Origin of the sequence: Acinetobacter soli (genome assembly GCF_018139125.1) — a bacterium.
In the GTDB taxonomy this organism is placed as follows: Bacteria; Pseudomonadota; Gammaproteobacteria; order Pseudomonadales; family Moraxellaceae; genus Acinetobacter; species Acinetobacter soli.
The window spans coordinates 1,689,508-1,713,376 of record NZ_CP073241.1 but is presented as its reverse complement, the minus strand read 5'-3'; the positions used below and the strand labels follow the sequence as shown (position 1 = coordinate 1,713,376).

Here is a 23,869-nt window from a genome sequence, read left to right as displayed (position 1 = left end):
TGCATGCTCTTTACTTAAGGAAATCACATGTCACTTTACGAAAATCAATACAATATAAGCGCTGAAAACACTGCAAATAAAACCAATAAAGCAAAATTATATGTCAAAGATTGGGGCCAAGGAGAGCCTGTGGTACTGATTCATGGTTGGCCGTTGTCTTCAGACAGTTGGGACTGGATCGCGATTAAACTTGTCGAAGCTGGCTTTCGTGTGGTGAGTTATGACCGTCGTGGTTTTGGTCGTTCAGAGCAAACATGGTCGGGTTATGATTACGATACTTTTGCAGATGATTTACGCGGTGTAATTGAAGACAAACAGCTCACCAATGTCACTTTGGTGGGGTTCTCTATGGGAGGCGGCGAAATTGCACGTTACTTGAGTCGCCATCAAGCCAAAGATATTAAACAGGTGGCTTTAATTTCATCGGTCGTGCCGTTTTTATTAAAAACCGATAATCATCCTGAAGGTGTAGACGGCTCAGTCTTTCAAGGCATGATTGAAGGCATCTTAGATGAACGTCCAAAGTTTTTTAATCACTTCTTTAAAGATTTTTATGGTGTAGGCCTTCTAAGCCATGCGGTCAGTGATGAATTTATTAAATGGAATACCCAAGTGGCGATGCAAGCCAGTTTGAAAGCCACAGTCGATTGTGTAAGAGCCTTTGCCTATACAGATTTCAGACCCGATCTGGCCGCTTTTACCGTGCCAGTGCTGGTGATTCATGGAACAGCGGATAAAACTGTTCCGATTGGGATTACCGCACATGCGGTGCAAAAAGCGTTGCCGAATGCCAAACTCATCGAGTATGTAGATGAGCCACATGGTGTGTTAGCGACGCAACAAGAACGCGTAGCGCAAGATTTGCTCGATTTCTTGGGTGTACAGCATTCAGTCGATCGTTTTTAAGTAGGCAGTGTAAGCTTTTTTACTCATGCTATAAAACATCGAAAAAAACCTGCTCCTTAAAGCAGGTTTTTTTTATGAGGGCGATCAACTTCAGCAAAACAAACGTTATTTTAAAATTCGACTTAAAACGCTTAAACCATGCTCGAAACTTTGACCACAATCCAGTACATTACAGTGTTTTTTTGAATTGCATATGGGGCCTATGGCGATTGTCTGGATTTTATTTACGTTGATGGCGGCATTTATGCAGGCGTGGCGTAATGCATTTCAAAAGCAGCTCAGTGGCAGTGTCGATATCTATGGCACCACCTTGGCTCGATTTTTATTTTCGCCAGTATTTGCACTGAGTTATCTTGCTTTTTTATATCATCAGCAGCCTATCACTGCGCATGTCAGCTTTTCTCCAAAATTTTGGCTGTGTATTGTGATCGCTGGAGTGAGCCAGATTTATGCCACCGCCTTAATGGTTAAATTGTTTCAGCAAAAAAATTATGCCATTGGGGTGGGGCTTGCCAAAAGTGAAGCGATTTTGGCCGCTTTGGTGGGGGTATTGTTTCTACAAGAGCATCTAACCGCATGGGGCTGGGTGGGCGTGTCGATTGGTGCAGTTGCGGTATTTCTACTCAGTAAAGGTCGGCAGCAGAGTGAATTGTCGCTAAAAACTCTCATGATTGGTTTGGGAAGTGGCCTGTGTTTTGCCGTTACATCACTATTGGTACGTGAAGCCAGTTTAGAGCTCGACATGCTGCCATTTTTACATCGCGCTGCGTGGGTGCTATGTAGTCTGATCAGTTTTCAATGCATCATCATGCTGTTGTATCTGGGAATCTTTAGCCGACAAACGCTTTATCATATGTGGCAACGAATTGGACTAACCTTTAAGGTCAGCGTTTGCAGTTTTTTGGCGTCTTTGGGTTGGTTTAGTGCCATGAGCATGCAAACCGTTGCCATTGTTAAAACGTTAGGACAGGTCGAGATTTTATTTAGTCTGTTAATTTCAGCTTTCTTTTTTAAAGAAAAACTCGCTAGAACAGACCATATGGGTTTGTGGCTGGTGATTGTGGCCGCAATTATGGTGATTTGGGCTTAGCCGTAAATAAAACTTTGATCACTCCATTGCGTTTATTGCAAGGTATGCTCATTCCGATCATATATTACAGGATGTTTATTTGAGTCCTTGTAATACCTGCTTGGCATCTGAGTCGCCTGCATCGGCAGCGCGTTGTAGCCACTTTTTGGCAAGGGGCAGATTTTTTGCTGTGCCTTCTGCATTTAAATACATCATGCCTAAATTATACTGTGCATCTTTTTCACCGTTTTCGGCTGCTTGTGTGTACCAGTGCAATGCTTGTGTATCATTTTTCTGGACGCCTTTACCGTTAGAATACATTTGCCCCAAGCTATATTGTGCAGGCGGGTAGTGCTGCTGTGCAGATTGACTCATCCAGTTAAAGGCTTCTTGTGCATTTTGTGGGGTTCCTCGCCCTTCGCGATACATATGAGCGACTACATACTGCGCTTTGGCATGGCCAGACTTGGCTGCCCGTTTAAAATAATCGAGTGCGCGTGCTTCATCCTTTTTCACTCCCTGACCGACCAAATACAACATGCCAAGACTGTACTTGGCGCCTACGCTGCCATTGTCATCGGCGCGAGTGAGCCACTTGAGTGCTTCGGCATTATTAAGCTGAACACCTTGTTCACCACTTAAATGCATCATACCGTAATGATACTGCGCGGTGGCTTTGCCAGCCTCGGCCTCTTTACGAATATCACTGACGCTCGGTTCAGACCATGCTGCTACGCTAAGCGTACAAGCAGCAATCAAAATAATAATTTTTCGCTGGACGTAATTGCGCATATCAAAACATCTTCTTGTGTTTATTGTGATAAAACTTTAACCAAAATTTGAATGAATCTGCAACAGATGACTGTGAAATGGTTGGTCGCATGGTTTGTGATGCGCTAAGAAATAAAAAAGAGAGATGGGTTGTCTCTCTTTAAATGTTTTATCGTTATGCTGATTCAGCGCGTGGTTAAATCTATACGCTGGTCATGATCAGTTTGATGGCCATACCCATTAGCACCACACCAATGCCGCGTTCTACCACGGTTTCACGTTTTAAAAATGCCTGACGGATGCTGGCACGTGAAAACAGTAAGCTAACCAAAATAAACCATAAGGCGGTCACCACACACATCCAGACACCATAAAAAATCTGGATATTGGTGGGGGTATTCGGGCTAACTAAGGTCGTAAAAATAGCCAAAAAGAAAATGGTGGCTTTGGGGTTGAGTGCATTGGTCATAAATCCGGTACTGATGGCCTGCCATTTACTCATTTTTGCATGCGCAGATGCAGGCTGCTCCAGATCAATCACGCCGCTAGATTTACTGGTAATCAGTTTCCAGCCCAGATAGCACAGGTACAATGCACCCGCAGATTTAAACAGCAGCATGAGCCACTCATTTTTTTGGATAAAAAATCCAACCCCAACCAAGGTATAAAGTACATGCACCGAAATTCCCATGCCAATACCAATTGCGGTCAGGCAGCCAATAAGGTGGCCATAGCGTAAACTTTGACGCACACTGATCGCAAAATCGGGGCCGGGTAAAATCACTGCCAGCAGGTGAACAATCGCTAAACTTAAAAATTCAGGCCAATAGTGTGTCAGCATCGGAAAGGTCCCAAAAATTTGTTAAGTCTTAGTGTAAAAAAACATGTAGATGATGATAATCTAGTAAAAATTCAAATTATTTTTGCTTCATGAGCACAAATCAAAGTATTCATTATATGCAGGAAATGGCCATTTTTGTGAAAGTGGTCGAAACGGGAAGTTTTTCTGAAACAGCCCGTCAGATGGGCGCTACACCGTCTGCGATTAGCCGTGCAATTTCTCGTCTGGAAAAAGTATTGGGCACGCGTTTGCTTCAGCGCACAACGCGCAAGTTACGTTTAAGTGAAAGTGGCCAGCAGATTTATGTCAATTGTCTCGACATGGTCAATGCTGCGCAGGCCGTAATGGAAAGTTCAGGGCAGTTTCATAGTGAGCCGCAAGGTACAGTACGTATGAGTGTACCCAAAGCGGTGGGGCATTTTATGTTGCATCCGCATATGCCAGAGTTTTTTCAGCGTTATCCAAAAATTGATGTCCAGATGCTACTTGAAGATCGTTATGTTGACTTTATCGATGACGGTGTCGATCTAGCCATTCGTATCACCGATCACCCGCCGGGTGGGTTAATGGGGCGGCGCTTGATTGAAATCAATCATCTGCTTTGCGCCACGCCGCAATATTTAGCCGAGCACGGCACTCCCGAACAGCCTCAAGACTTAAAACAACACTCATGTATTTATTTGGGTGAACAACCCAGCGATTCGAAATGGAAATTCCAGCAAGGCTCGAAAACCATCACGGTACAGGTGAGCGGACGTTACTCGGCCAATCACACGGGCATCCGTTTAGATGCTGCACTTAAACATATTGGCATTGCCAGCCTGCCGTATTTTGTGGCAAGACATGCCTTGCAAGACGGTCGGCTGATTCAGGTATTGCCAGACTGGTATTTTAAAACCTATTACAGTGGTGATGCATGGTTACTGTATCCACCCACGCGACATTTGCCGCCAAAGCTTAGTGTGTTTATTCAATTTTTGGCAGAAAAACTTGCTTTAGAACCAACACTTTAAATGACTCATTGAGTATCTGGCTTTACATAGAAGAAATCTGACGTATAATAATAGACGACTGGTCTATTTTATTGTGAAGGTCATGACAACACATCAAGCGCAAAAATCTGAAGCGAAACGGCAACATATCCTCGATACCGGATTTAGTTTGGTCTTACGTAAAGGATTTGTTGGCGTGGGTTTACAAGAAATTTTAAAAACTAGCGGTGTTCCAAAGGGTTCTTTTTACCATTACTTCGATTCGAAGGAAGTCTTTGGTTGTGCTTTACTCAAGAACTACATATCCGATTATCAAATACGTTTAAATCAGTTGTGGGCCAGCGAGCAGTCTGCACGAGACAAATTACTCACGTATTTTCAATGCTGGATTGAAGATCCTTCTACCCAACACAGTTGGGCCGAATCTTGCCTGATTGTAAAAATGGCCGCAGAAGTTGCAGATTTATCTGAAGACATGCGACTGATTATGGATGAAGGTGTGAAGCGTTTAACCGCGCGTATGGCGGACTTGATTGTGCAAGGGCAAAAAGAGAGCTCGATTGCTTCTGTACAACCGGCACAGAGTCTTGCACAGGTCATTTATCAGATGTTTTTGGGTGCAGCATTGCTCAGCAAACTGCACAAAGAAAAGACCCCTCTTTATCAGGCGCTTGATGCCAGCAAAGCCCTTTTAACGGGATGTCAGCATAACCAACAGGAAAAATAATCAATGAAAATTTTAATCATTCTTACCTCACATAGTCAGCTTGGTTCTACAGGCAAAAAAACCGGTTTTTGGCTAGAAGAATTTACCTCGCCGTATTATGTATTTAAAGATGCAGGTGCCGAGCTGGTATTGGCATCTCCTAAAGGTGGACAGCCACCGCTAGATCCAAAAAGTGACGATCCGGATGCTCAAACCGACTCAACCCGTCGTTTTAAAGAAGATCCAGATGCACAGCAACAGCTTGCCAATACTATTCCGCTGGCGCAAATCAATCCAGATGATTTCGATGCTGTATTTTACTCGGGTGGTCATGGCCCGCTATGGGATTTGACCAACGATTCGCATTCGATTCGTCTGATCGAGCAGGTCACTCAAGATCAAAAACCATTGGGTTTGGTATGCCATGCGCCGGCAGTGCTTAAAAATGTAAAAACGCCAGAAGGCGGCTCGTTTGTAAAAGGCAAGCATGTAACTGGTTTTTCAAACAGTGAAGAAGAGGGTGTACAACTGACTGATGTTGTACCGTTTTTGATTGAAGATGAATTTAAGGCCCAAGGCGCACATTATGAAAAAGGTGCAGATTGGCAGTCCTTTACCGTAAAAGAAGGCTTATTGGTGACGGGTCAAAATCCGGCCAGTTCTGAAGCTGTGGCAGAGCATTTGCTCAAACTATTGAGTCAGCGTAGCGCCTAAGTGCGCTGCCGATACGGCCACGTTTAATCCTTCTTTAATTCTTGTTTAAACTTAGGAAATTTATATGCAAAGCGTACTTCATAAAACCTTTGGTGAACCTGTCGATGTACTGGAGCTGGGAGAAGCGCCTGTGCCTGAGCCAAAAGCGGGACAGGTACGTATCAAAACAATTCTCACCCCAATTCATAACCACGATGTCTGGACAGTACGCGGGCGCTATGGTTATAAGCCTGAACTTCCTGCAATTGGAGGCAGTGAGGCGGTTGGATTGATTGATGCGTTGGGTGAGGGCATTGAGCATCTTCAAGTTGGACAACGTGTGTCGGTGGCCTCTGTACATAACACATGGGCAGAGTACTTTCTTGCACCAGCGGCAGGTGTGGTGCCATTGCCAGACGAAATTGATGACCAAACCGCGGCACAGTTGATTGGCATGCCGATCAGCGCGCTGATGTTACTCGATTTTATTGGCATTCAGCCGGGTCAATGGATGATTCAAAACACTGCCAACGGCGCAGTAGGTAAAACAGTGGCCATGATTGCGAAATCTCGTGGTATTGGTGTGATCAATCTGGTGCGACGCCAAAGTGCGGTCGATGAAATGACGGCGCTCGGAATTGAGCATGTGGTTGCTACCGAACAAGACGACTGGAAAGCACAGGTTAAAACCCTGCTCGGTGAGCATACGTTGGTAGCAGGTGTCGATTCAATTGGTGGACAGGCCAGTGCTGAAGTGCTGAGCTTATTAGGCGATGACAGCACATTGGTGTCCTTTGGTAGCATGACTGGCGAACCGATGCAGCTACCTTCGGGTGATTTGATTTTTAAGCAGGCTGTGGTGAAAGGGTTTTGGGCCAGTGTCGTGAGCAAGAACATGGAGCCAGCACACAAACGTGAGCTACTGAGCGAACTGATTCAACTGGCGGCAAGTAAACAATTGCAACTTCCGGTCGAGGCGATTTTAAGCTTTGATCAGGTCGATGAAGCGGCACGACTTTCAACCCAAAGTGGCCGCAAAGGCAAGGTGTTGTTTAAACCTAACTAGGCCATCACTGTATATAAGTACAAGCACATGTCAGAAGAGTTCTGGCATGTGCTTTTTTTGTGCCTTAAAAATAGAGGGAAATATAAAAGCCAAACATTCAGTAAGCTGTTATGCGACATCGTTTATGTTTTTTGTTCGAATGGTGTGCCAAGTCTTTGATCATCGGTTAAGATGGACAAGAAAAAGAAATATAAGTTTGTACAGGACGTCAGTCATCTACATATCAAAGCGACAACTTTTATTTCATAGCGCCTTTAATTTTATACTGGGTCACGTGCTCCATGAGTCGAGATGTTTCAGAGCAGTCATCAGCCTTACCATCAAGCCCGACAATTTTTATAGCGGGACAATCCTTTACACCTTCAGAATTGGCAGGGTGTGAAGAATGCGATGCTATTTACCGCAAGGTCACGTTGGCTGCGGGTGAACGTGCTTACTGCAACTGTTGTGGTGCCGAATTATATCGACGAAGCAAGTCGCTCAGCACTTTGCTAGCGCTGGTGCTCACAGCGCTGATTGTATTTGCGATTGCCAATAGTTTTCCCATTGTAAAGGTCGAATTGCAGGGGAACTCCTCTCAGACTACGCTCATTGGTGCCGCGATGGCGATGTTTCATATTGATCGGGCATTTGTGGGGGTGCTCATTCTGATCACGACCTTTATTGTTCCTTTGCTGGATTTATTGTTACTCACTTACGTTCTGGCTTCGGTGAGTGTATTTAAAACGCGTCCTTCTTATTTGTTGGTGGCACTCAGAGCCCTATTTCTTTTTCGAGAATGGGGCATGATTGAGGTATTCCTGATTGGAGTACTGGTGACACTGGTCAAGCTGATCGCAATGGTGGTGGTCATTCCGGGTATTGCACTTTGGGCATTTGCACTATTGAGTGTGTTACTGGTTTATATTGCATCGTTTAAGATCAATGATCTGTGGGATGAAATTGACAGGAGGGTGCCATGAGTACTCAACATGAGTCACAGCAACAGCATGTGGTCAGTCCTGTTTCCGATGTGCATCCACCTCGAGCGCATGAACTTTCGCTCGTGCGTTGTCATTGTTGCGGGCTACTCAATCATGTCGACATCTCGCATACCGATGAGAGCATACCTAAGTGCGTCCGATGCCACAGTGCATTGCATGCGCGAAAACCCAGTAGTTTAAACCGGACTTTTGCACTGGCCGTGGCAGCAAGTATTTTGTACATACCCGCCAACGTATTGCCCATGACAATTACTAATTCATTATTGGGCAGTCAGCAAGACACCATCATGAGTGGGGTGATTTACTTCTGGAAAAGTGGTGATTATCTGGTGGCGACGGTCATTTTTATGGCCAGTATTTTTATTCCGCTGCTTAAACTGTTTATTCTATTTTTCCTGCTGATTGCAGTCCGCATGCAATCTTCATTACGCTGGCGTTTTTCGCCTGAGCATTGTTCGATTTTATACCGCATTGTTGAGTTTATTGGCCGTTGGTCCATGATTGATGTTTTTGTGGTGGCCTTACTCACCGCGCTGATTCAGATTCAATCACTGGCCACGATCTTGGCTGGGCCGGGTGCTGTTGCATTTGGCGCCGTGGTAGTCCTAACCATGTTTGCATCCTTGAGTTTCGACCCCCGAATGATTTGGGATAACTATTATTCCGGACAGTCCAAACAGCAGTCCCAGACAGCTCAAGGCCCAGCGACCACGATGATGGAGCAGCACCATTGAATTACATTTTCCCTTTAATGACCTTTAAAAAGAACGATAAGCATGTCTGAGCATACTCCAAACAGTGAACATCCCGTTCCAGATCCGAATCATACTTCGCGTGGCTTGCCTGAACCACAAAAGAGAAAAGGCAAGTGGAGGCCGGCACTGATCTGGCTCATTCCGCTTGTGGCGTTATTGATCGCGCTCTCGCTGGCGGTTAAGGCTATTTTAAACACCGGGCCCACAATCGATGTATCGTTCCGTACGGCTGAAGGCTTGGTGGCAGGCAAAACCACTGTGCGTTATAAACAGGTCGATATCGGACTAGTGCGTCAAATTGATTTAGCTGACGACGGCTCTCATGTCATTGCCAAAATCGAGCTACGCAAAGACGCCAGCCAGTTTGCCTCAAAAGATTCGCGTTTCTGGGTGGTGCGTCCACGAATTGGAACCAGTGGTGTATCTGGCATTGATACCTTATTGTCGGGTGCATACATCGAGGTCGATGGCGGCAAGTCCAAAGAAAAGCAAGAAGAATTTACTGGGCTTGAAGTGCCGCCTGTGGTGGCGTCGGATGTACCCGGCAAAGTCTATTTTCTTAAAGCGCGTGATTTGGGTTCGCTGGATATTGGCTCACCGATTTATTATCGACGCATCAATGTCGGACAGATTACAGCGTATAAACTCTCGCAAGATGGCAAGAGCGTCGAGTTACAAACCTTTGTTCGTTCACCTTACGATAAATTTGTCACCACCGATGCGCGCTTTTGGCAAGCCAGCGGCGTTGATGTCACGCTCAATGCATCAGGCTTTAATTTAGACACCCAGTCATTGGCCAGTATTGTGGCGGGCGGGATTGCCTTTGGTTATCCGGAATCATCTAATGCGGGGGTTGCGGCCAATCACAGTCGTTTTATTCTGGCAGATTCACGCACAGAAGCGCTTAAAGAACCAGACGGCCGACCAAAACAGATCATTATGTACTTTAATCATTCTATTCGTGGTCTAACTGCAGGCGCACCGATTGACTTTATGGGCTTAGAAATTGGGAATGTGAAATCGATTAATGTTGAATTCAACGCCAATTATACGCAGCTTCGTATGCGGGTTGAGGCGCTGATTTATCCGTCGCGTCTGGCCAACGGTAAAGAGCTCAATCCAGATGGTGATATTTTCAGATCATTTATCCAGCAAGGCTGGCGTGCTCAGATGCGTACAGGGAATTTGCTAACGGGCCAAAACTATATTGCCTTTGATAAGTTCCCGAAAGCCAAACCAGCAAATCTGATCATTCGACCAAATGGTGTCGTGGAAGTTCCGACCACGCCAACAGAACTCAGCGGCTTACAGGCTCAGGTTTCACAAATTGCCGACAAGCTCACCAAATTCCCACTGGTTGAAATTGGTCAAGATGTCCGCAAAACGCTGAAAAACATGAATACCGCTATTGAATCGACCGACAAGCTGGTTAAACAGTTAGATGGAAAAGTTGCACCAGATTTGCAAGCCACACTCACTGAAGTGCGTAAAACTGTGAAATCAAGCGAATCAATTTTGTCGAGTGATGCACCAATGCAGCAAGATGTTCGCCGTGCGTTACAGCAAATGACGCGCGCCGCAGCATCGTTGCAATTGATGGCGGATTATATTGAACAACATCCAGAATCTTTGATTCGCGGCAAATTACCAGAGGATGATGATGATAAATAAGATTACACACCCAGTGTCACTGGGTCGTCGACTACTGGGATGTGTCACATTTGTGACTTTACCGTGGCTTCTGAGTGCCTGTAGCAGTTCGCCAACACCTAACTATTACACGCTTTCACCTCAGGTAACGCCTTTGGCCAGCTCGAATGTTCGAGTCATTGAGGTGCTTCCTGTGGCGTTGCCCGACCGCCTCAACCGTATTCCGTTGGTCTTGCAGCAACCTTCGGGCGAATCCAAGGTACTCGATAATGATCGCTGGACCTCTACCTTTAGCTCTGAACTGCGTGATAGTCTGTCGGCTGGATTACAACGTAAGCTGGGCGCCGTCGATCGCTACAGCAGCGGTATGACTGGCGGGCAGGTCTCGTATCGTATTGCAACCGACTTTTCTCATTTCGATATCATCAGCGCGGGTAATGGTGAAAAGATGAAATCGAATGCTCGTATGATTGATGTGGCGGTGGCCTGGATTATCAAACGACAAGAACCGATCAATGTACCTGTGAAAACCGCAGCGGCGGGAAGTGCGGAAATTGCCGATCGTCAAATGAGTTGTCGTATGACCTTTCAGCAGCCAGTGGCATCTGGTGCAGGTGATATTCAGGCAACTGTGCGTGCTTCTAGTGTGGCAATGGAACGTGTGATTGATGCTGTGGCGCAGTCCGTAGTCGCCACCGAAGCCAAAACACGCCCCACCATTCAGGGCGTACGTTGTTCGTAAAACTTCAGCATCATTAAAAAAGCCTCACGCGTTGAGGCTTTTTTTATCGAGATGATCAAATCGCCTTAAAAAACTTGCTAGTCAAGAATTCTAGGGTTTTATAGATTGACTCTGTTGGGATACCGCTGTACGTTTTGTTTAGTTCTTTTTTGGAACTTAAAATTAGGCTTAGGTTTTATATTGATACGGCTGAAAAAATAAATAGATTCGGTTAACTACATGATGAAAGAATTTGCGAGGAAAATAATATGAACCCACATCAAATGACGGGGCTTGAAATGATGCAAGCATTTCAAAAAGGCTTGGTTCCGGCTCCTGGAATTTCAAAAACTATGGGAATGAGTGAGTTGGTCGAAGCCGAGTTTGGCCGAATTGTCATGCGCGCATTGGCCGATGAGCGTCATACCAATCCTTTAGGTGGCGTACATGGCGGATTTGCCGCAACTGTTTTGGATTCTGTAACTGGATGTTCAGCGCATTCGGTTCTGGCTGCTGGAGAAGGCTATGGTACCACCGATCTGGCCATAAAAATGTGCCGTCCAGTACCGTTTAATACGCCGCTCATAGCAGAAGGGAAAGTAATTAATATCGGAAAAAACCTGATTATTTCTGAAGGCTATTTGCGTGATGAAGAAGGAAAACTCTATGCGCATGCCACCGCAACCAATATGATTTTGCGTGCCAAATCAGCCTGAAAACAGCATTAAAATAATATTTAGATGCATGACATCAATTTATTTTTTAAAAATGAAATAGAAAATTAGACTTCATCTCATCATCCGGTTCGCAAGTGTCGAACAGCAGAACCGGATTGTTTGAGCATTTAAAGCTTGAACATTAACAGGCATGGCTAAAATGCGGTGCCAATAACTGTAGTCCACGGGTGATGTCGTGCAAAGACGAGCCATTCATCCAGAAGGATTTCTTTAATATCAAGGTTGTCATAATAATGTCGGCCTGATCTTCATCATTTAGGTTGCATACAAGGCCGTAGCGATTTTCTAAAATCTTATTATTTTCAATAAACTGAATGTAGTAAGCATGTAAATCCTGTGCATAGCCGAATACTGCATCACGTTGTTTTTTCATTGTTACGCTCCACCAGATATTGTTGATAATTTGATCTGCTCATGACTATTGTTATGCAAAAGTAAAACGTCGTCAACTTGAATTTGTAACGAATTCAAGATAGATTAATAAAATACGATGAATGGTCAAGCGAGGAGGAGAATGATGGCTGAACAACATAAAAATGAGCACGGCGGTGCACGGGCCAATGCGGGTCGAAAGGCAAAATTTCAGGAGCCCACTAAGGTGATTCGTGTGCCTGAGTCGCAAGTGGCATTTATCAAACAATGGCTGCTCGATAATTTAAAAACCAATAACCTGGTCGATTTTAAAGCTTCGATCAAGGCACAGGCGATTCAGCCCAATACTGCCAAAATCTATCAGATTCCACTTGCCACTGAGCGCGTTGCGGCAGGTTTTCCGTCGCCGGCACAAGATCATGTCGAACAGGGACTCGATTTAAACGAATATCTGATTCGTAACGAAAGTGCGACGTTTATTGTGAAGGCCAATTCGCTTTCCATGCTCGATGCAGGTATTGATATCGACGATCCACTGATCGTTGACCGCAGCCTTCCTGCAAAATCGGGCGATATTGTGATCGCCATGGTCGACAATGAATTTACGGTCAAACGCTTGATGATCGATCATCATTTTCAGCCCCCAAAAATCTGGCTAAAAGCCGAAAATCCTGACTTTCAAGATATTTATATCGATGAAGGCCAAGAATTGGTAATTTGGGGTGTGGTGACTTACAATCTTAAACGAATGCGATAAGTCCATGAAACAGCGTGTTTTTGCGCTCGTCGACGTCAATAATTGTTACGTCAGTTGTGAGCGAGTATTCGACCCCAAATTACATCAACGCCCAGTGGTTGTTTTGTCTAATAACGATGGCTGTGTCGTGTCACGCTCTAAAGAAGCCAAGGCATTGGGCATTAAAATGGCAGTTCCGCTTTTTCAGATTCAGCATTTGATTCGTCGGCATCACGTGGCAGTGCTTTCGAGCAACTATGCACTGTATGCCGAAATGTCCAGACGCTTTATGAATATTCTGGCTAACTTTGTCGGGCCGAACGATCAGGAAATCTATTCCATTGATGAATGTTTTTTGGAGCTGACCGATCATCAACACAGAGAAAATCTCAGTCAATATGCACGCCAGATTTTAAAAACCGTACAGACATGGTTAGGACTACCGTGCTGTATTGGTATTGGTTACTCAAAAACTCAAGCCAAAATGGCCAATCACCTCGCCAAAACCCATGCTGCATTTGATGGTGTCTGTAACATGGTCGATGAAGACCCCTGTGTGATTGAAGATTTGCTGGCACACACCGATGTAGGGGAGGTGTGGGGCGTCGGGCGCAAGCTACAAAAGCGTCTTGAACAAATGCAGATTTGCAGCGTGATGGATTTGGTTGAAGCTGATGATAAGCGACTCGGTCAACATTTTTCAGTGATGCTTGAAAATACAGTCCGTGAGCTTCGAGGGATATCTTGTATTGAACTTGAACATCAAGTGCCCGATAAGCAGCATATTATTAGTAGCCGTAGCTTTGGACAACCTGTTAAGGATTTGCAAAATCTAAGTGAAGCCTTAACGCAGTTTACCCAGCGGGCTGTAGAGCGGCTTTATGCACAGCGCCTGTTATGTAAATCGATCGGTGTTAGTATCCGTACCAACCGCTTTCAAGACGCTGAGTATTTTCATCCCTATACGATTGTCCATTTGAGAGATTACACCGACAATCTGCTGGAAATTAATAAAGCGGTTCAATATGGATTAAAGTGTATCTTTAAAGTAGGGCACAGCTACAAAAAAGCCGGTATTACGCTACTAGATGTAATTCCTCGGCAGCAATATGTACCAGATCTGTTTTTCGATGCACAGAGCACCATTAAAAATCAAAAATTACTGGATATATTGATACAAATAAACAAAGAGCATGGCAAAGATCGAATTGTTTTGGCTCCTTTGACGAATAAGCAGCCTCGACCTTGGAAAATGAATCAAGCACATAAATCGCCCAGTTATCTTACTCAGTGGGCGGATGTGCTGAGGGTGCAATGATTAAATTTTAAGTATTGGTTTTGGTAAAAATAACCTTGTTTTTTGATTATAATGAAAGAATAAAAGTATATTTTTTCTTTAAATTGAAAAAATTGTCACTAATTTGGCTTTAAATGAAAAAAAATTTAAAAAATGAAATAAAAAAGTGATTTTAAGGGAAACAATCCCACCCTGATTTTCCTACACTATATCTCAAGGGTGTGATAGGGATCGAAAAGAGTAGCATGCACCAAAACGTATAACGTTAGTGTGTACTCACCCAAAAGGTCTCGATTCGGCTTAGGACGCTATAGATCAAGAGTTTATAGGCAAAAGGTTACAGCTTACAAAGCTTTAATTGTTGAAGTTAAACATATTGTTTTCCCTAAACACCCTCAAAATTTTAAAAGAATATAAAACATTATAAAAATCTAACATTCAGCATTTATATACTCTCTTCATCTTCATCTTCATCTTCATCTTCATCTTGACGCAAAATAGAACAGATCAGCCCAGATTGATTTTGAACTTTAGTCGCGCAGATCTGATCAGTCACAGCCACTGCCAGAAAAATCATTTAAACTCTAAGCATCGAATAAAAATGCGAAATGGATAAAGCAACATCATGAAATTTCCTCCTCAACAAAAAATTGCAGCAACCTATATGCGTGGTGGTACCAGCAAAGGTGTATTTTTTAATTTGAATGATTTGCCCGTTGAGGCGCAGGTTGCAGGAGCCGCTCGCGACCAGCTTTTGCTGCGTGTGATTGGAAGTCCCGATCCCTATGGCAAGCAAATTGACGGCATGGGCGGTGCAACATCAAGTACCAGTAAAACGGTCATTCTCGCCAAAAGTCAACAACCCGAGCATGATGTTGATTATTTGTTTGGACAGGTTTCGATTGACCAACCGTTTATCGACTGGAGCGGTAATTGCGGCAATTTAACCGCAGCAGTGGGTGCCTTTGCGATTCGTCAGGGATTGATTGACCCAGAGCGAGTTCCAGACAACGGACACTGCACAGTACGCATCTGGCAAAAAAATATTCAAAAAACCATTATTGCCCACGTGCCGATCACACACGGTGTGGTACAAGAAACTGGCGATTTTGAACTCGACGGAGTTACTTTTCCCGCCGCAGAAGTTCAGATCGAATTTTTAGATCCTGCCGAAGACGGTGAGGATGGCGGGGCAATGTTTCCAACGGGTCAAGTTGTCGATGATCTAGAAGTGCCTGGAGTTGGAACGTTTAAAGCCACATTCATCAATGCAGGCATTCCGACCATCTTTTTAAATGCAGCAGAACTGGGCTATACAGGTACCGAATTACAAGATCAGATTAATAATGATGTTGCTGCGCTGACGCGTTTTGAAACCATTCGTGCCCATGGAGCAGTCAAAATGGGGCTTATCAAAGACATTTCAGAAGCAGCATCACGCCAGCACACACCGAAAATTGCGTTTGTTGCGCCGCCGCAGTCCTATCAGGCATCGAGCGGAAAAACGGTTGAGCTATCCGATATCGATTTACTGGTGCGCGCATTATCGATGGGTAAATTGCACCATGCCATGATGGGAACCGCCGCAGTCGCCATTGGTACTGCCGCTGCCGTACCGGGAACGTTGGTACACACAGCTGCTGGTGCCATACCACGTGAAGCGGTTCGATTTGGTCATCCATCGGGTACCTTGCGTGTTGGTGCAGAAGCAGTACAAGACACCAGCGGACAATGGCAAGTGAAAAAAGCAATTATGAGTCGTAGCGCCCGCGTTCTGATGGAGGGTTTTGTTTATGTGCCTCAGTAATATGTATCAGGCTTAAACTAACTGTTGCTGTCTGACGCACTGAGTTGGCCTTCAGCAATGAGCTGTTCGGCCATCTCTTTCGTTTTTTTCAAGCCGGGCATTCGATATTCGGTATGCCCGTAATCTTGAATCGATTTCCAGCGGCCTCCCCACGTTAAGCCTACCGACTCTGCAACTTCACCATAAAGCTGATAGCCACGCATGGCCCACGGATCACGCTCCGAAATCACGACTTTGCCGTTACGTTTAAATGCCACATCGGCGGCTAGGCCAAATTGATGATAGCTTTGATAGCCCCGGGCACGTGTGGTATTGGGGTTGCCAGACAAGAAGTTCTGTCGCTCAGGGCTACGGTATCCTTCGAGTAATACCAATTCATAGCCATGGCGCTCTTTCATGATTTTAAACACCATCAACAAACGTTGTTTGTAACGCGGATTCATCTTGTCCCATTTACGATCAACAAACTGGGTATCCATAATCAGACTATGGTGCCCAATACCTTCGGCCTCCGCTGTAATATTCGGCTCTGCAGGCCGGCTACTGGCATATTGCTGTTCGAGCTGATTGGCCTCAACAATTGCAGCTTCAATCAAGGATTGATCGACCTCTGGTGGAGGCGTGAGCATTTCACCATTTAAGAGCGTATAGATTTGTGGATCGACTTCTTTTAGATATTCGGCCTCAATTTTGCTCGAGCTGACTGGTCGTGTAAAAGCAAACACCAGCACACTACTAAACAATAGTAATCCTGCAATTAAAATCCACCATTGCTGCAAATGCCATTGCGACTGTAATTGCTGCGATGACGATGCTGCATGCATGCGCTGTACCATCGTTTTAGCATGCTGGATTTTATGTTTACTTTGGGGGAGAAGTGTTTGAAGCCATTGTTTCGCTTTGAAGCGCAGCTCGTATGACATAAACAGTGTCAATGTCACTGCCACTGCAATAAAACCCAAAATAATCAGAATGATCATAGATGAGACTTAACTTGCCTCTGCAGGTTTTGCTGGTGCAGCAGTTGAAGGCTCGGCTGTAGAATCTGTTGTCGGCTTCGTAACTGGCGCGGCAACATCTTGATTCGTTTTAGGCTCTGCTGTATTGGCTTTTTTGGGTGTCGCTTGCGCCGCAGGTTTAGGGGATGTTGCTGTTTTCGGTGTCGCATGTAGCGATTGATCAAATGGCGAAACACGTTGAACCGGCGCGGCTGCGGGGGTATGCGAAAAAAGTTTGCTGAGCTCACTGTCTTTCGGCTGTGCGATTTCAGTATCGGTTTCATCGCCCGTTGTCGCGGTTACATGCGCGGTTTCTGAACGTGCAGGTGTTTCCACATCCTGACGTAAGCTAGGTGGATTCGGCGTAATTGGAACCACAACCTCGTCGGCTTGTGAATGTGCCGAAGATAAACCCATAGACGGTTGTAAAACCAGAAAAAATCCCATTAAAGTGACGCCAACGCCGGTCATGAACCCCACAAGACCAAACATAAAAGGTGAAGCTGATTTTTTTTTAGATGTTTGTAATATACGTAATGAAGTCGGTTTTTCTTGTGCCATATCCGTGCCTTTTAAGGTAAGTAAATGGTGATATGTGCTTCTTCAGCAGGCGCGGAAACCACATTCTGATAAGGTGCAAGTGAGCTATTGGCCTGATGCCCCAACATATATTTGAGTCCGCCGAAACTCAAAAGTGCAAAAATCAGTAAAATAATTAAAATCCAAAAAAATGGCAGCTCACCATGAATCATATTTCGAATTTGATCGGGAATAGCCGCAAAAGGTGAGAAGGCTGCCTTTTTACCCTTTAAGTAGTCAATTTCATCTCCAACCCGTGCCACTAAATGATTCAGACTTTCAATCGATTCAATCCGATATTTGCCCTGAAATCCGAGCAATAAACAATAATGAAAGACTTCTAAAGACGCGAGACGCGCTTTCCCTTTACTGCGTAGTTGTTCTAGTATTTCAAAAAATTGATAGCCAGCAAGCTGTGAACCGAATAGGCTTAATTGCAATGGACTGATCAGCCATGCATTTTGCAAGTGAAAGAAACTTGGATCTTGCTGAGTCACAATCGTTTCATCTATCAGCGCACAAAAAGCATATTTAGCATCGTGGATATCATCGGCTGAAAAATGCAGCTTTTTAGCTTGCTGTTCAAAGCGATTGAGTAAGTCGACAATTTTCTGGCGGAATTCTTGTACATCCGACGGGATATACTGATTTCGAATGAGGAAAACAATATAAAACCCATCATGTAACAAATCGACCAGATTGACACTTTGCTGCTGACTGTATTGATTGGGTGCTGAAAAATCACCGCCGATTTTGCCATCGTCAAATAGTGAAGGGGCACCAGTAGGTTGGCTCATCCAGATTCTCCTTAGGCGTTCATCACAGCAATCAATTCAATGCTAATATCTTGAAAACCCGATGGAACGTATAAACAGATCGATTCGGATTCCAGCATGCGTTGATACAGATCGTGATGTGGTTCAATTTCGAAATAACTTACCCCAGAGCGCACGGGAATAGCGGTCGGCACCTGCATCAGATGATGCAATGGTATGGCAGGTAGGGCTGCCACCACGCGTTGCTCGACATCCACTGTACTGCCCACTTTAAAGCGTAACGGCACGATCTGAACCAGTTCGTGGGTTTGCATCATGCTGCTCGACACTGCGATATACAGCCGTGTATCTCGGGTGATTTTGTCTGATTCAAGACTACCCAACCAGTAAGAAGGACGAATTTCCTTAAGCGCAATACTGATATATCGACTCGAAATAATCGTATCTAGCAAATCGCGTAAAATGACATCCAGCTCTTGAAAACTATGCTGTAATTGATGATGGCGATATGAAGGCAACTGATCGACTTCATAAGCGGTTGAAAACGTCAGTAAAGACCCTGTTAGGCGTAACAACTCAAAGAAAAGCCGCTCTGGATGAATTTGAGGATACTGCAAAAAATGGCTTAATGTGGCATGCGCTGTATTCAGTGCATTGACCAACCAGAACGAGACAATATCGCCAGAGCGAAATTCGATGAGTTTCTGTTCGTTTTCGCGATTGTTGGTCTGAATCGTTTTAATTTTGGCGCGAATGACATTCAGCGTACGTTTTAAATTAGAGGTTAAGGCCTCTGAAGCTTCGATATGGAGTAGCGGTGCAATAAACTTCTGATCCAGTTCGAAAGCGCCAGAGCTATGACGTTTGATGCGTCCAATCGGGAGGTATAAAAAACCCTCTAACTGGCTGATTGGATCTGCGACTGGATCGAGTAAGCGTAATACGGCACGACGTCGGAGTAAGGTGATGTCGGCAGGTTGAGCATCGGTAAACAAGTCATGTGTATGTGCAAGATGCGATGCATAACGCCCCGAATGCTGCTGTTCTTGATCATGACTCATGTTCTTTTTATTGGGTTGAACCACAGGTAGCGTCAGATAAATCGTCATTTCACCACGGAAATTCAGATCATCAAGTAACAAAGGTTCCGGCAATAAATCTGTACTCGGTGCGTGATAAATCTCGCCGTCTTGCCAAATCATTTCAATGCTTTCGAGTGCCAGCACGTGCGTACCGAGTTGTAACTCGTCAAAACGCAGTTGCCGAATACCATATGCAAATGGAATGGTTGACCGAATGGTTTGATTCAGGCGCTGCTCATGATAGCTATCCTGAATTTGAAAATGCTGTGGACGTAAAAACAATCCTTCGCCCCAGAGGATTTTTTCTGCTTTAAACATATGTTTTTACCCACATTTATTCGTATTCATTTTGGGTTTGAACACCCAATGCATCATGTATTTGTTGAAGCGGATGTTCATCCTTAATCACTTGGGCCAGCCATTCGTGTAGCGGCATCTGACTCCATTTAATGGTTTTTTGCAGCATATAACTGACAGGGCTATGCGGTTCATTGGTTTGAAAATAGTCCGAAATTTGCTGTAGTACGCGAATGGCCTGTTCGCGGTTTTCAATATGGCTTTGAGCAACTGGCTGAAACTGTGAGGATACAGGCTGTGCTACAGGATGGTTACTTTGGTCTAAAGCGACAACATCATTGTGGTTTTGATCAGATATGGAGGAGGTTTGGCTTGGCGCAGTATCGAACGTATCGGCCTTATAAATTTTACGCAGGGTCACATCAATTCCCTCCAGACTCGAATCAATTGCAGCATAGCTTGGCGCATCAAGCCCCATATGTGTATCAAGTACCTGTTTTAAGCTATGCCATTGCTCAAGAATTTCTTTAAATGACTGATAGTTTTGATATTGAAAACTTTTTGAAGTGTTAAACAGCGCTTGCTCAAATACTTCAAGTTCATTTGGTGCATCTGAATCGGAGTATTCATCGCTTTGCTTTCTACGAATATTCTGATGGTAAAGAAAACTTTCGTATTGCAGCAATGCATAATGAGGTGCTGTATTGATCAGAGGTACTTTTTTTACAAGCATTGGAAGCTGATTAATTAATCCCTGTAATAGCCCCAAACGCTGGTCTAAATCCTGATCTTCAATCACCGGATGAATCGAATCCCAGTAACGATCGAGGAGCAGATGACTCAGCTCTACGCCTTTGGCAATACCTTCAAATCCAGCCAGATTTGCCCAGCCTTCAATGAGCCAAGTGAGTAAACGAATATCTTTGGTGTGCTGTTGCAATAAATCTGTCGATGTCTCAATGACCAATTCCCAGTTGGCCTGTTTGGGTGCGGTAACCCAATCTCCCTGATCAAGCAGCAGATCATCTTGTGTTCTGGCCTGCTTGATCCGATGAAATTCATTGGAGAATGAATAATCCTCTCCACATGGCGAGTGTTCAGTAATTGGATTTAGCAATTCTGACAAATTTAGTTGCATAGCATTACTCTATAGACTCACGCTTCAGACACTTTAGTCGTTTTGACGACACGTTTTTTACTCGATTTTTTTTCAACAGGATCAAGCTGGTAGACGATTTCATCGTCTTGGGTATCTATTACAATTCGTTTTGGTAGGTTTTGATCGGCCAACGCCATCAAAATGTGGGTGGCAAGTGCTGGTAATACACTTGCATTTAAAATATGATCAACATTACGCGCACCACTATCGACTTCGGTACAACGCATCAAAATGAGTTCAACCACATCATCTGAATACTCCACCTCTGTACTGTACTGGGCCGTCAAACGGTGGACAATTTTATCGAGTTTATGGCGGATAATTTGAATCAGTAACTCATCGTGCAATGGAAAATAGGGCACAATTCGCATACGTCCTAAAAATGCCGGTTTAAAGTGCTGATATAAACTTGGTTTAAGTTGTTCAATCAATTCAATCGCACTTGGCCATTCCTCGACTGGGCGGTTAATACACGTTTTCATGATGCTGCTTGAACCCGCATTTGAGGTCAGAATGAGGGTGGTATTTTTAAAGTCGATTAACCGGCCTTCACCATCCTCAAGCATGCCTTTATCAAACACCTGATAAAACAGCTCTTGAACATCGCTATGGGCTTTTTCAATTTCATCGAGTAATACCACGCTGTACGGATGACGACGCACAGCTTCGGTTAACACGCCACCTTGACCGTAACCGACATAGCCTGGAGGCGCACCTTTTAGGGATGAAACGGTATGTGCTTCTTGGTATTCAGACATATTGATGGTAATCAGGTGTTGTTCACCACCATAAAGCTCATTTGCAAGTGCAAGTGCAGTTTCTGTTTTACCGACACCACTTGGTCCTACCAGTAAAAATACGCCTTGTGGCTTATTGGGATCTTCCAAACGAGCTTTAGAGGTTTTAATTCCCTGCACGAGCTGTTCAAGCGCATAGTCTTGTCCTATTACGCGCTGTTCTAATTTATCTTTGAGCGTCAGGATATGTTGAATTTCGTCATGTACCATATTACCCATTGGAATACCGGTCCAGTCGGAAATAATCTGGTTAATCATCTGTGCAGTCACACGTTCAAACACCAATGGCTCATTGCCCTGAAGCTGTTGTAAGCTACTACGCAATGGCAAAAGCTGAGCTGAATAATCCTCTAAATTTTCACTATTTTTTTGAATATCCTGAATTTTTTTAACCAGTTCAAGCTCTTGCTGCCAGCGTGCTTGTACGGCTTGGATCTGATGATTTACAGCTTGAATATCCTGATTCAAGCTGTTTAAACGCTGCTCATGTGCCGCAGAGTGGCGATGCTCATGCGTTAATAAATCGTGTTCAAGTTGAAGATTATGTAGTTCGGCCTGTAGCTGATCGAGCATCACCGGCTGTGCATTTTGTGTCAGTGCGACACGCGCTGCGGCGGTATCGAGCACACTGATGGCTTTGTCTGGGAGCTGACGACCGCTGATGTAGCGATGCGAGGCCTGTACGGCTGTCACAATCGCCTCATCGTCGATATGTAAATTAAAATGCTGCTGCATGACTGGAATCATGGCGCGCAGCATGTCAACCGCAACTTCTTCAGACGGTTCTTCAACTTTAATGACCTGAAAGCGACGGCTGAGCGCAGCATCTTTTTCAAAATATTGTTTGTATTCTGCCCACGTGGTTGCTGCGATTGTTCGAAGCTCACCCCGCGCAAGGGCAGGCTTTAAAAGGTTGGCAGCATCATTTTGCCCGGCTTGTCCGCCTGCACCAATCAGGGTATGTGCCTCGTCAATGAACAAAATAATAGGATGCGTCGAAGATTGAACTTCTTGAATCACTTGTTTTAAACGATTTTCAAATTCACCTTTTACACTTGCGCCTGCTTGTAGCAGCCCCATATCCAAGGTATGCAAGTGTACATTGAGTAGGGCACTCGGTACCTGACCCTGTGCAATCTTGAGTGCAAGCCCTTCAACCACCGCGGTTTTTCCCACGCCTGGTTCACCAGTTAAAATCGGATTGTTCTGACGTCGACGCATCAAAATATCCAGCATTAAGCGAATTTCATTTTCACGGCCAATTACAGGATCAATTGCACCATTTTTAGCTTTATCGGTTAGATTGATGGTGTATAAATCGAGTGCTGGCGTTTTTTGTTTGGTATCTGACGCTTTTGCAGGTGTAGGATTAACGTCTTCGTGATGAATATTTTCTGGGCTGTGTTCACACTCTTCGAGAAATTTATGTTTGAGTAATTCAACTGGAATATCCTCAAAACGTTCCGATGCACGAATCGCAATTTGATAAAGATCGGCTGCTGTTAATAGCGCGACCAATAAATGGCCACTTCGAATAATCGGAGTTTGATCTGCTGATGCAACTAACCAAGCCTGTTCCAATAATCGAACAATTGATTTTGAGAAAATTGGCGTGCGATTATTTCCCTTAGGCAGGGTGTTAAGTGATTGATTTAAATCACTTGAAAGTTCATCTAAATTAATTTTGTATTTATTTAGTAAAATTTTTAAATCGTTATTGCTGCTTTGATTTAAAAGCTCTAAAAACAGGTGTTCGATTTCAATTTCAAAGTTTTGTAACAAAATACATGAGTTTGCTGATTTTTCTAATGCTGTCCGAGAGTTACTCGATAATTTGGTAATTAGAATTTTTAAGTTGCTCATCATAAATCTCAGGTCGTTTTATTAATATTTACTAGAATCTTGAATAAGAAAATTCACATCTTCTAAAAAATAAAACACCATTTTTTATGTATAATTTATTGATTTTAAATAAATTATACTTTTTTAGGTGCGTTTTGCTTTTTTATTCTACCGAAAAAAAACATTAATGGGTAGATGAAGTTGATTGTATTAAACTCTCTTGTATTGATTATTGAT

General features: G+C 44.2%; 24 protein-coding genes. 14 read left to right on the top strand and 10 right to left on the bottom strand.

Going from position 1 to position 23,869, the window contains the following annotated elements:
• Positions 1-27 precede the first annotated feature (27 nt).
• Positions 28-906, top strand: a complete 879-nt coding sequence (locus tag KCV09_RS07840; RefSeq protein ID WP_004939657.1) for an alpha/beta fold hydrolase — start codon at positions 28-30, stop codon at positions 904-906.
• A 202-nt stretch (positions 907-1,108) separates the two neighbouring features.
• Positions 1,109-1,996 carry a DMT family transporter gene (locus KCV09_RS07835; protein ID WP_151765405.1) on the top strand — a complete coding sequence of 296 codons (888 nt, stop codon included), beginning with the start codon at positions 1,109-1,111 and terminating at the stop codon, positions 1,994-1,996.
• A gap of 75 nt (positions 1,997-2,071) precedes the next feature.
• Here KCV09_RS07835 and KCV09_RS07830 read toward each other — a convergent pair whose 3' ends face one another.
• Together KCV09_RS07830 and KCV09_RS07825 are read right to left on the bottom strand one after the other, a co-directional pair.
• Positions 2,072-2,767 carry a tetratricopeptide repeat protein gene (locus tag KCV09_RS07830; RefSeq protein WP_151815400.1) on the bottom strand — a complete coding sequence of 232 codons (696 nt, stop codon included), beginning with the start codon at positions 2,765-2,767 and terminating at the stop codon, positions 2,072-2,074.
• A gap of 181 nt (positions 2,768-2,948) precedes the next feature.
• Positions 2,949-3,587, bottom strand: a complete 639-nt coding sequence (locus tag KCV09_RS07825; RefSeq protein ID WP_212514999.1) for a LysE family translocator — start codon at positions 3,585-3,587, stop codon at positions 2,949-2,951.
• Positions 3,588-3,676: 89 nt separating this feature from the next.
• Here KCV09_RS07825 and KCV09_RS07820 point away from each other — a divergent pair, with 89 nt between their 5' ends.
• The 9 genes from KCV09_RS07820 to KCV09_RS07780 all read left to right on the top strand — a co-directional run bounded on the left by KCV09_RS07820 (position 3,677) and on the right by KCV09_RS07780 (position 11,869).
• The gene (locus tag KCV09_RS07820) at positions 3,677-4,600 is read left to right on the top strand and encodes a LysR family transcriptional regulator (RefSeq protein ID WP_151820023.1); all 924 of its coding nucleotides are present in this window, start codon (positions 3,677-3,679) and stop codon (positions 4,598-4,600) included.
• A gap of 82 nt (positions 4,601-4,682) precedes the next feature.
• Positions 4,683-5,306 carry a TetR/AcrR family transcriptional regulator gene (locus KCV09_RS07815; RefSeq protein ID WP_151815398.1) on the top strand — a complete coding sequence of 208 codons (624 nt, stop codon included), beginning with the start codon at positions 4,683-4,685 and terminating at the stop codon, positions 5,304-5,306.
• Between the two features lie 3 nt (positions 5,307-5,309).
• On the top strand, positions 5,310-5,999 hold the full coding sequence (locus KCV09_RS07810; protein ID WP_151764022.1) for a type 1 glutamine amidotransferase domain-containing protein: 690 nt from the start codon (positions 5,310-5,312) through the stop codon (positions 5,997-5,999).
• 64 nt (positions 6,000-6,063) lie between these two features.
• Complete coding sequence (locus KCV09_RS07805; RefSeq protein WP_151815397.1) at positions 6,064-7,044, top strand: zinc-binding dehydrogenase; 981 nt, start codon at positions 6,064-6,066, stop codon at positions 7,042-7,044.
• A 281-nt stretch (positions 7,045-7,325) separates the two neighbouring features.
• The gene (locus tag KCV09_RS07800; protein ID WP_151815396.1) at positions 7,326-8,006 is read left to right on the top strand and encodes a paraquat-inducible protein A; all 681 of its coding nucleotides are present in this window, start codon (positions 7,326-7,328) and stop codon (positions 8,004-8,006) included.
• Positions 8,003-8,761, top strand: a complete 759-nt coding sequence (locus KCV09_RS07795; protein ID WP_151815395.1) for a paraquat-inducible protein A — start codon at positions 8,003-8,005, stop codon at positions 8,759-8,761. The genes KCV09_RS07800 and KCV09_RS07795 overlap by 4 nt, the downstream gene beginning before the upstream one ends.
• Positions 8,762-8,797: 36 nt before the next feature.
• On the top strand, positions 8,798-10,453 hold the full coding sequence (locus KCV09_RS07790; protein ID WP_212515761.1) for a PqiB family protein: 1,656 nt from the start codon (positions 8,798-8,800) through the stop codon (positions 10,451-10,453).
• Positions 10,443-11,174, top strand: coding sequence for a PqiC family protein (locus KCV09_RS07785; RefSeq protein ID WP_151815394.1), 732 nt, complete (start codon positions 10,443-10,445; stop codon positions 11,172-11,174). Before KCV09_RS07790 ends, KCV09_RS07785 begins: the two co-directional genes overlap by 11 nt.
• Before the next feature lie 248 nt (positions 11,175-11,422).
• Positions 11,423-11,869, top strand: coding sequence for a PaaI family thioesterase (locus KCV09_RS07780; RefSeq protein WP_119025974.1), 447 nt, complete (start codon positions 11,423-11,425; stop codon positions 11,867-11,869).
• Positions 11,870-12,011: 142 nt separating this feature from the next.
• On the opposite strand, the gene KCV09_RS07775 is transcribed toward KCV09_RS07780, so the two are convergent.
• Positions 12,012-12,263, bottom strand: a complete 252-nt coding sequence (locus KCV09_RS07775) for a hypothetical protein (protein WP_212514998.1) — start codon at positions 12,261-12,263, stop codon at positions 12,012-12,014.
• A gap of 144 nt (positions 12,264-12,407) precedes the next feature.
• Here KCV09_RS07775 and KCV09_RS07770 point away from each other — a divergent pair, with 144 nt between their 5' ends.
• Both KCV09_RS07770 and KCV09_RS07765 read left to right on the top strand, forming a co-directional pair.
• Positions 12,408-13,019, top strand: coding sequence for a LexA family protein (locus tag KCV09_RS07770; RefSeq protein ID WP_025095019.1), 612 nt, complete (start codon positions 12,408-12,410; stop codon positions 13,017-13,019).
• A gap of 4 nt (positions 13,020-13,023) precedes the next feature.
• Positions 13,024-14,316: a Y-family DNA polymerase gene (locus tag KCV09_RS07765; RefSeq protein ID WP_119025972.1), complete on the top strand. Its 1,293-nt coding sequence runs from the start codon at positions 13,024-13,026 to the stop codon at positions 14,314-14,316.
• 424 nt (positions 14,317-14,740) lie between these two features.
• On the opposite strand, the gene KCV09_RS16415 is transcribed toward KCV09_RS07765, so the two are convergent.
• Complete coding sequence (locus tag KCV09_RS16415; protein WP_265735991.1) at positions 14,741-14,872, bottom strand: hypothetical protein; 132 nt, start codon at positions 14,870-14,872, stop codon at positions 14,741-14,743.
• 48 nt (positions 14,873-14,920) lie between these two features.
• Here KCV09_RS16415 and prpF point away from each other — a divergent pair, with 48 nt between their 5' ends.
• Entirely contained in the window at positions 14,921-16,102 is a 1,182-nt protein-coding gene (prpF, locus tag KCV09_RS07760; protein WP_111813192.1) for a 2-methylaconitate cis-trans isomerase PrpF, read from the top strand.
• 17 nt (positions 16,103-16,119) lie between these two features.
• On the opposite strand, the gene KCV09_RS07755 is transcribed toward prpF, so the two are convergent.
• The 6 genes from KCV09_RS07755 to tssH are packed head-to-tail and all read right to left on the bottom strand — an operon-like array spanning position 16,120 to position 23,653.
• On the bottom strand, positions 16,120-17,082 hold the full coding sequence (locus tag KCV09_RS07755) for a M15 family metallopeptidase (RefSeq protein ID WP_004948820.1): 963 nt from the start codon (positions 17,080-17,082) through the stop codon (positions 16,120-16,122).
• A 9-nt stretch (positions 17,083-17,091) separates the two neighbouring features.
• Positions 17,092-17,661: a hypothetical protein gene (locus tag KCV09_RS07750; RefSeq protein ID WP_212514997.1), complete on the bottom strand. Its 570-nt coding sequence runs from the start codon at positions 17,659-17,661 to the stop codon at positions 17,092-17,094.
• 11 nt (positions 17,662-17,672) lie between these two features.
• Positions 17,673-18,476 (bottom strand): type IVB secretion system protein IcmH/DotU, encoded by an 804-nt coding sequence (icmH, locus tag KCV09_RS07745; RefSeq protein ID WP_004939586.1) that lies wholly within the window; start codon positions 18,474-18,476, stop codon positions 17,673-17,675.
• Between the two features lie 11 nt (positions 18,477-18,487).
• Positions 18,488-19,855, bottom strand: coding sequence for a type VI secretion system baseplate subunit TssK (gene tssK, locus KCV09_RS07740; protein ID WP_004939583.1), 1,368 nt, complete (start codon positions 19,853-19,855; stop codon positions 18,488-18,490).
• Positions 19,856-19,871: 16 nt separating this feature from the next.
• Entirely contained in the window at positions 19,872-20,972 is a 1,101-nt protein-coding gene (gene tssA, locus KCV09_RS07735; protein ID WP_212514996.1) for a type VI secretion system protein TssA, read from the bottom strand.
• Positions 20,973-20,989: 17 nt separating this feature from the next.
• Positions 20,990-23,653: a type VI secretion system ATPase TssH gene (gene tssH / locus KCV09_RS07730; RefSeq protein WP_407651957.1), complete on the bottom strand. Its 2,664-nt coding sequence runs from the start codon at positions 23,651-23,653 to the stop codon at positions 20,990-20,992.
• Positions 23,654-23,869: the final 216 nt, after the last annotated feature.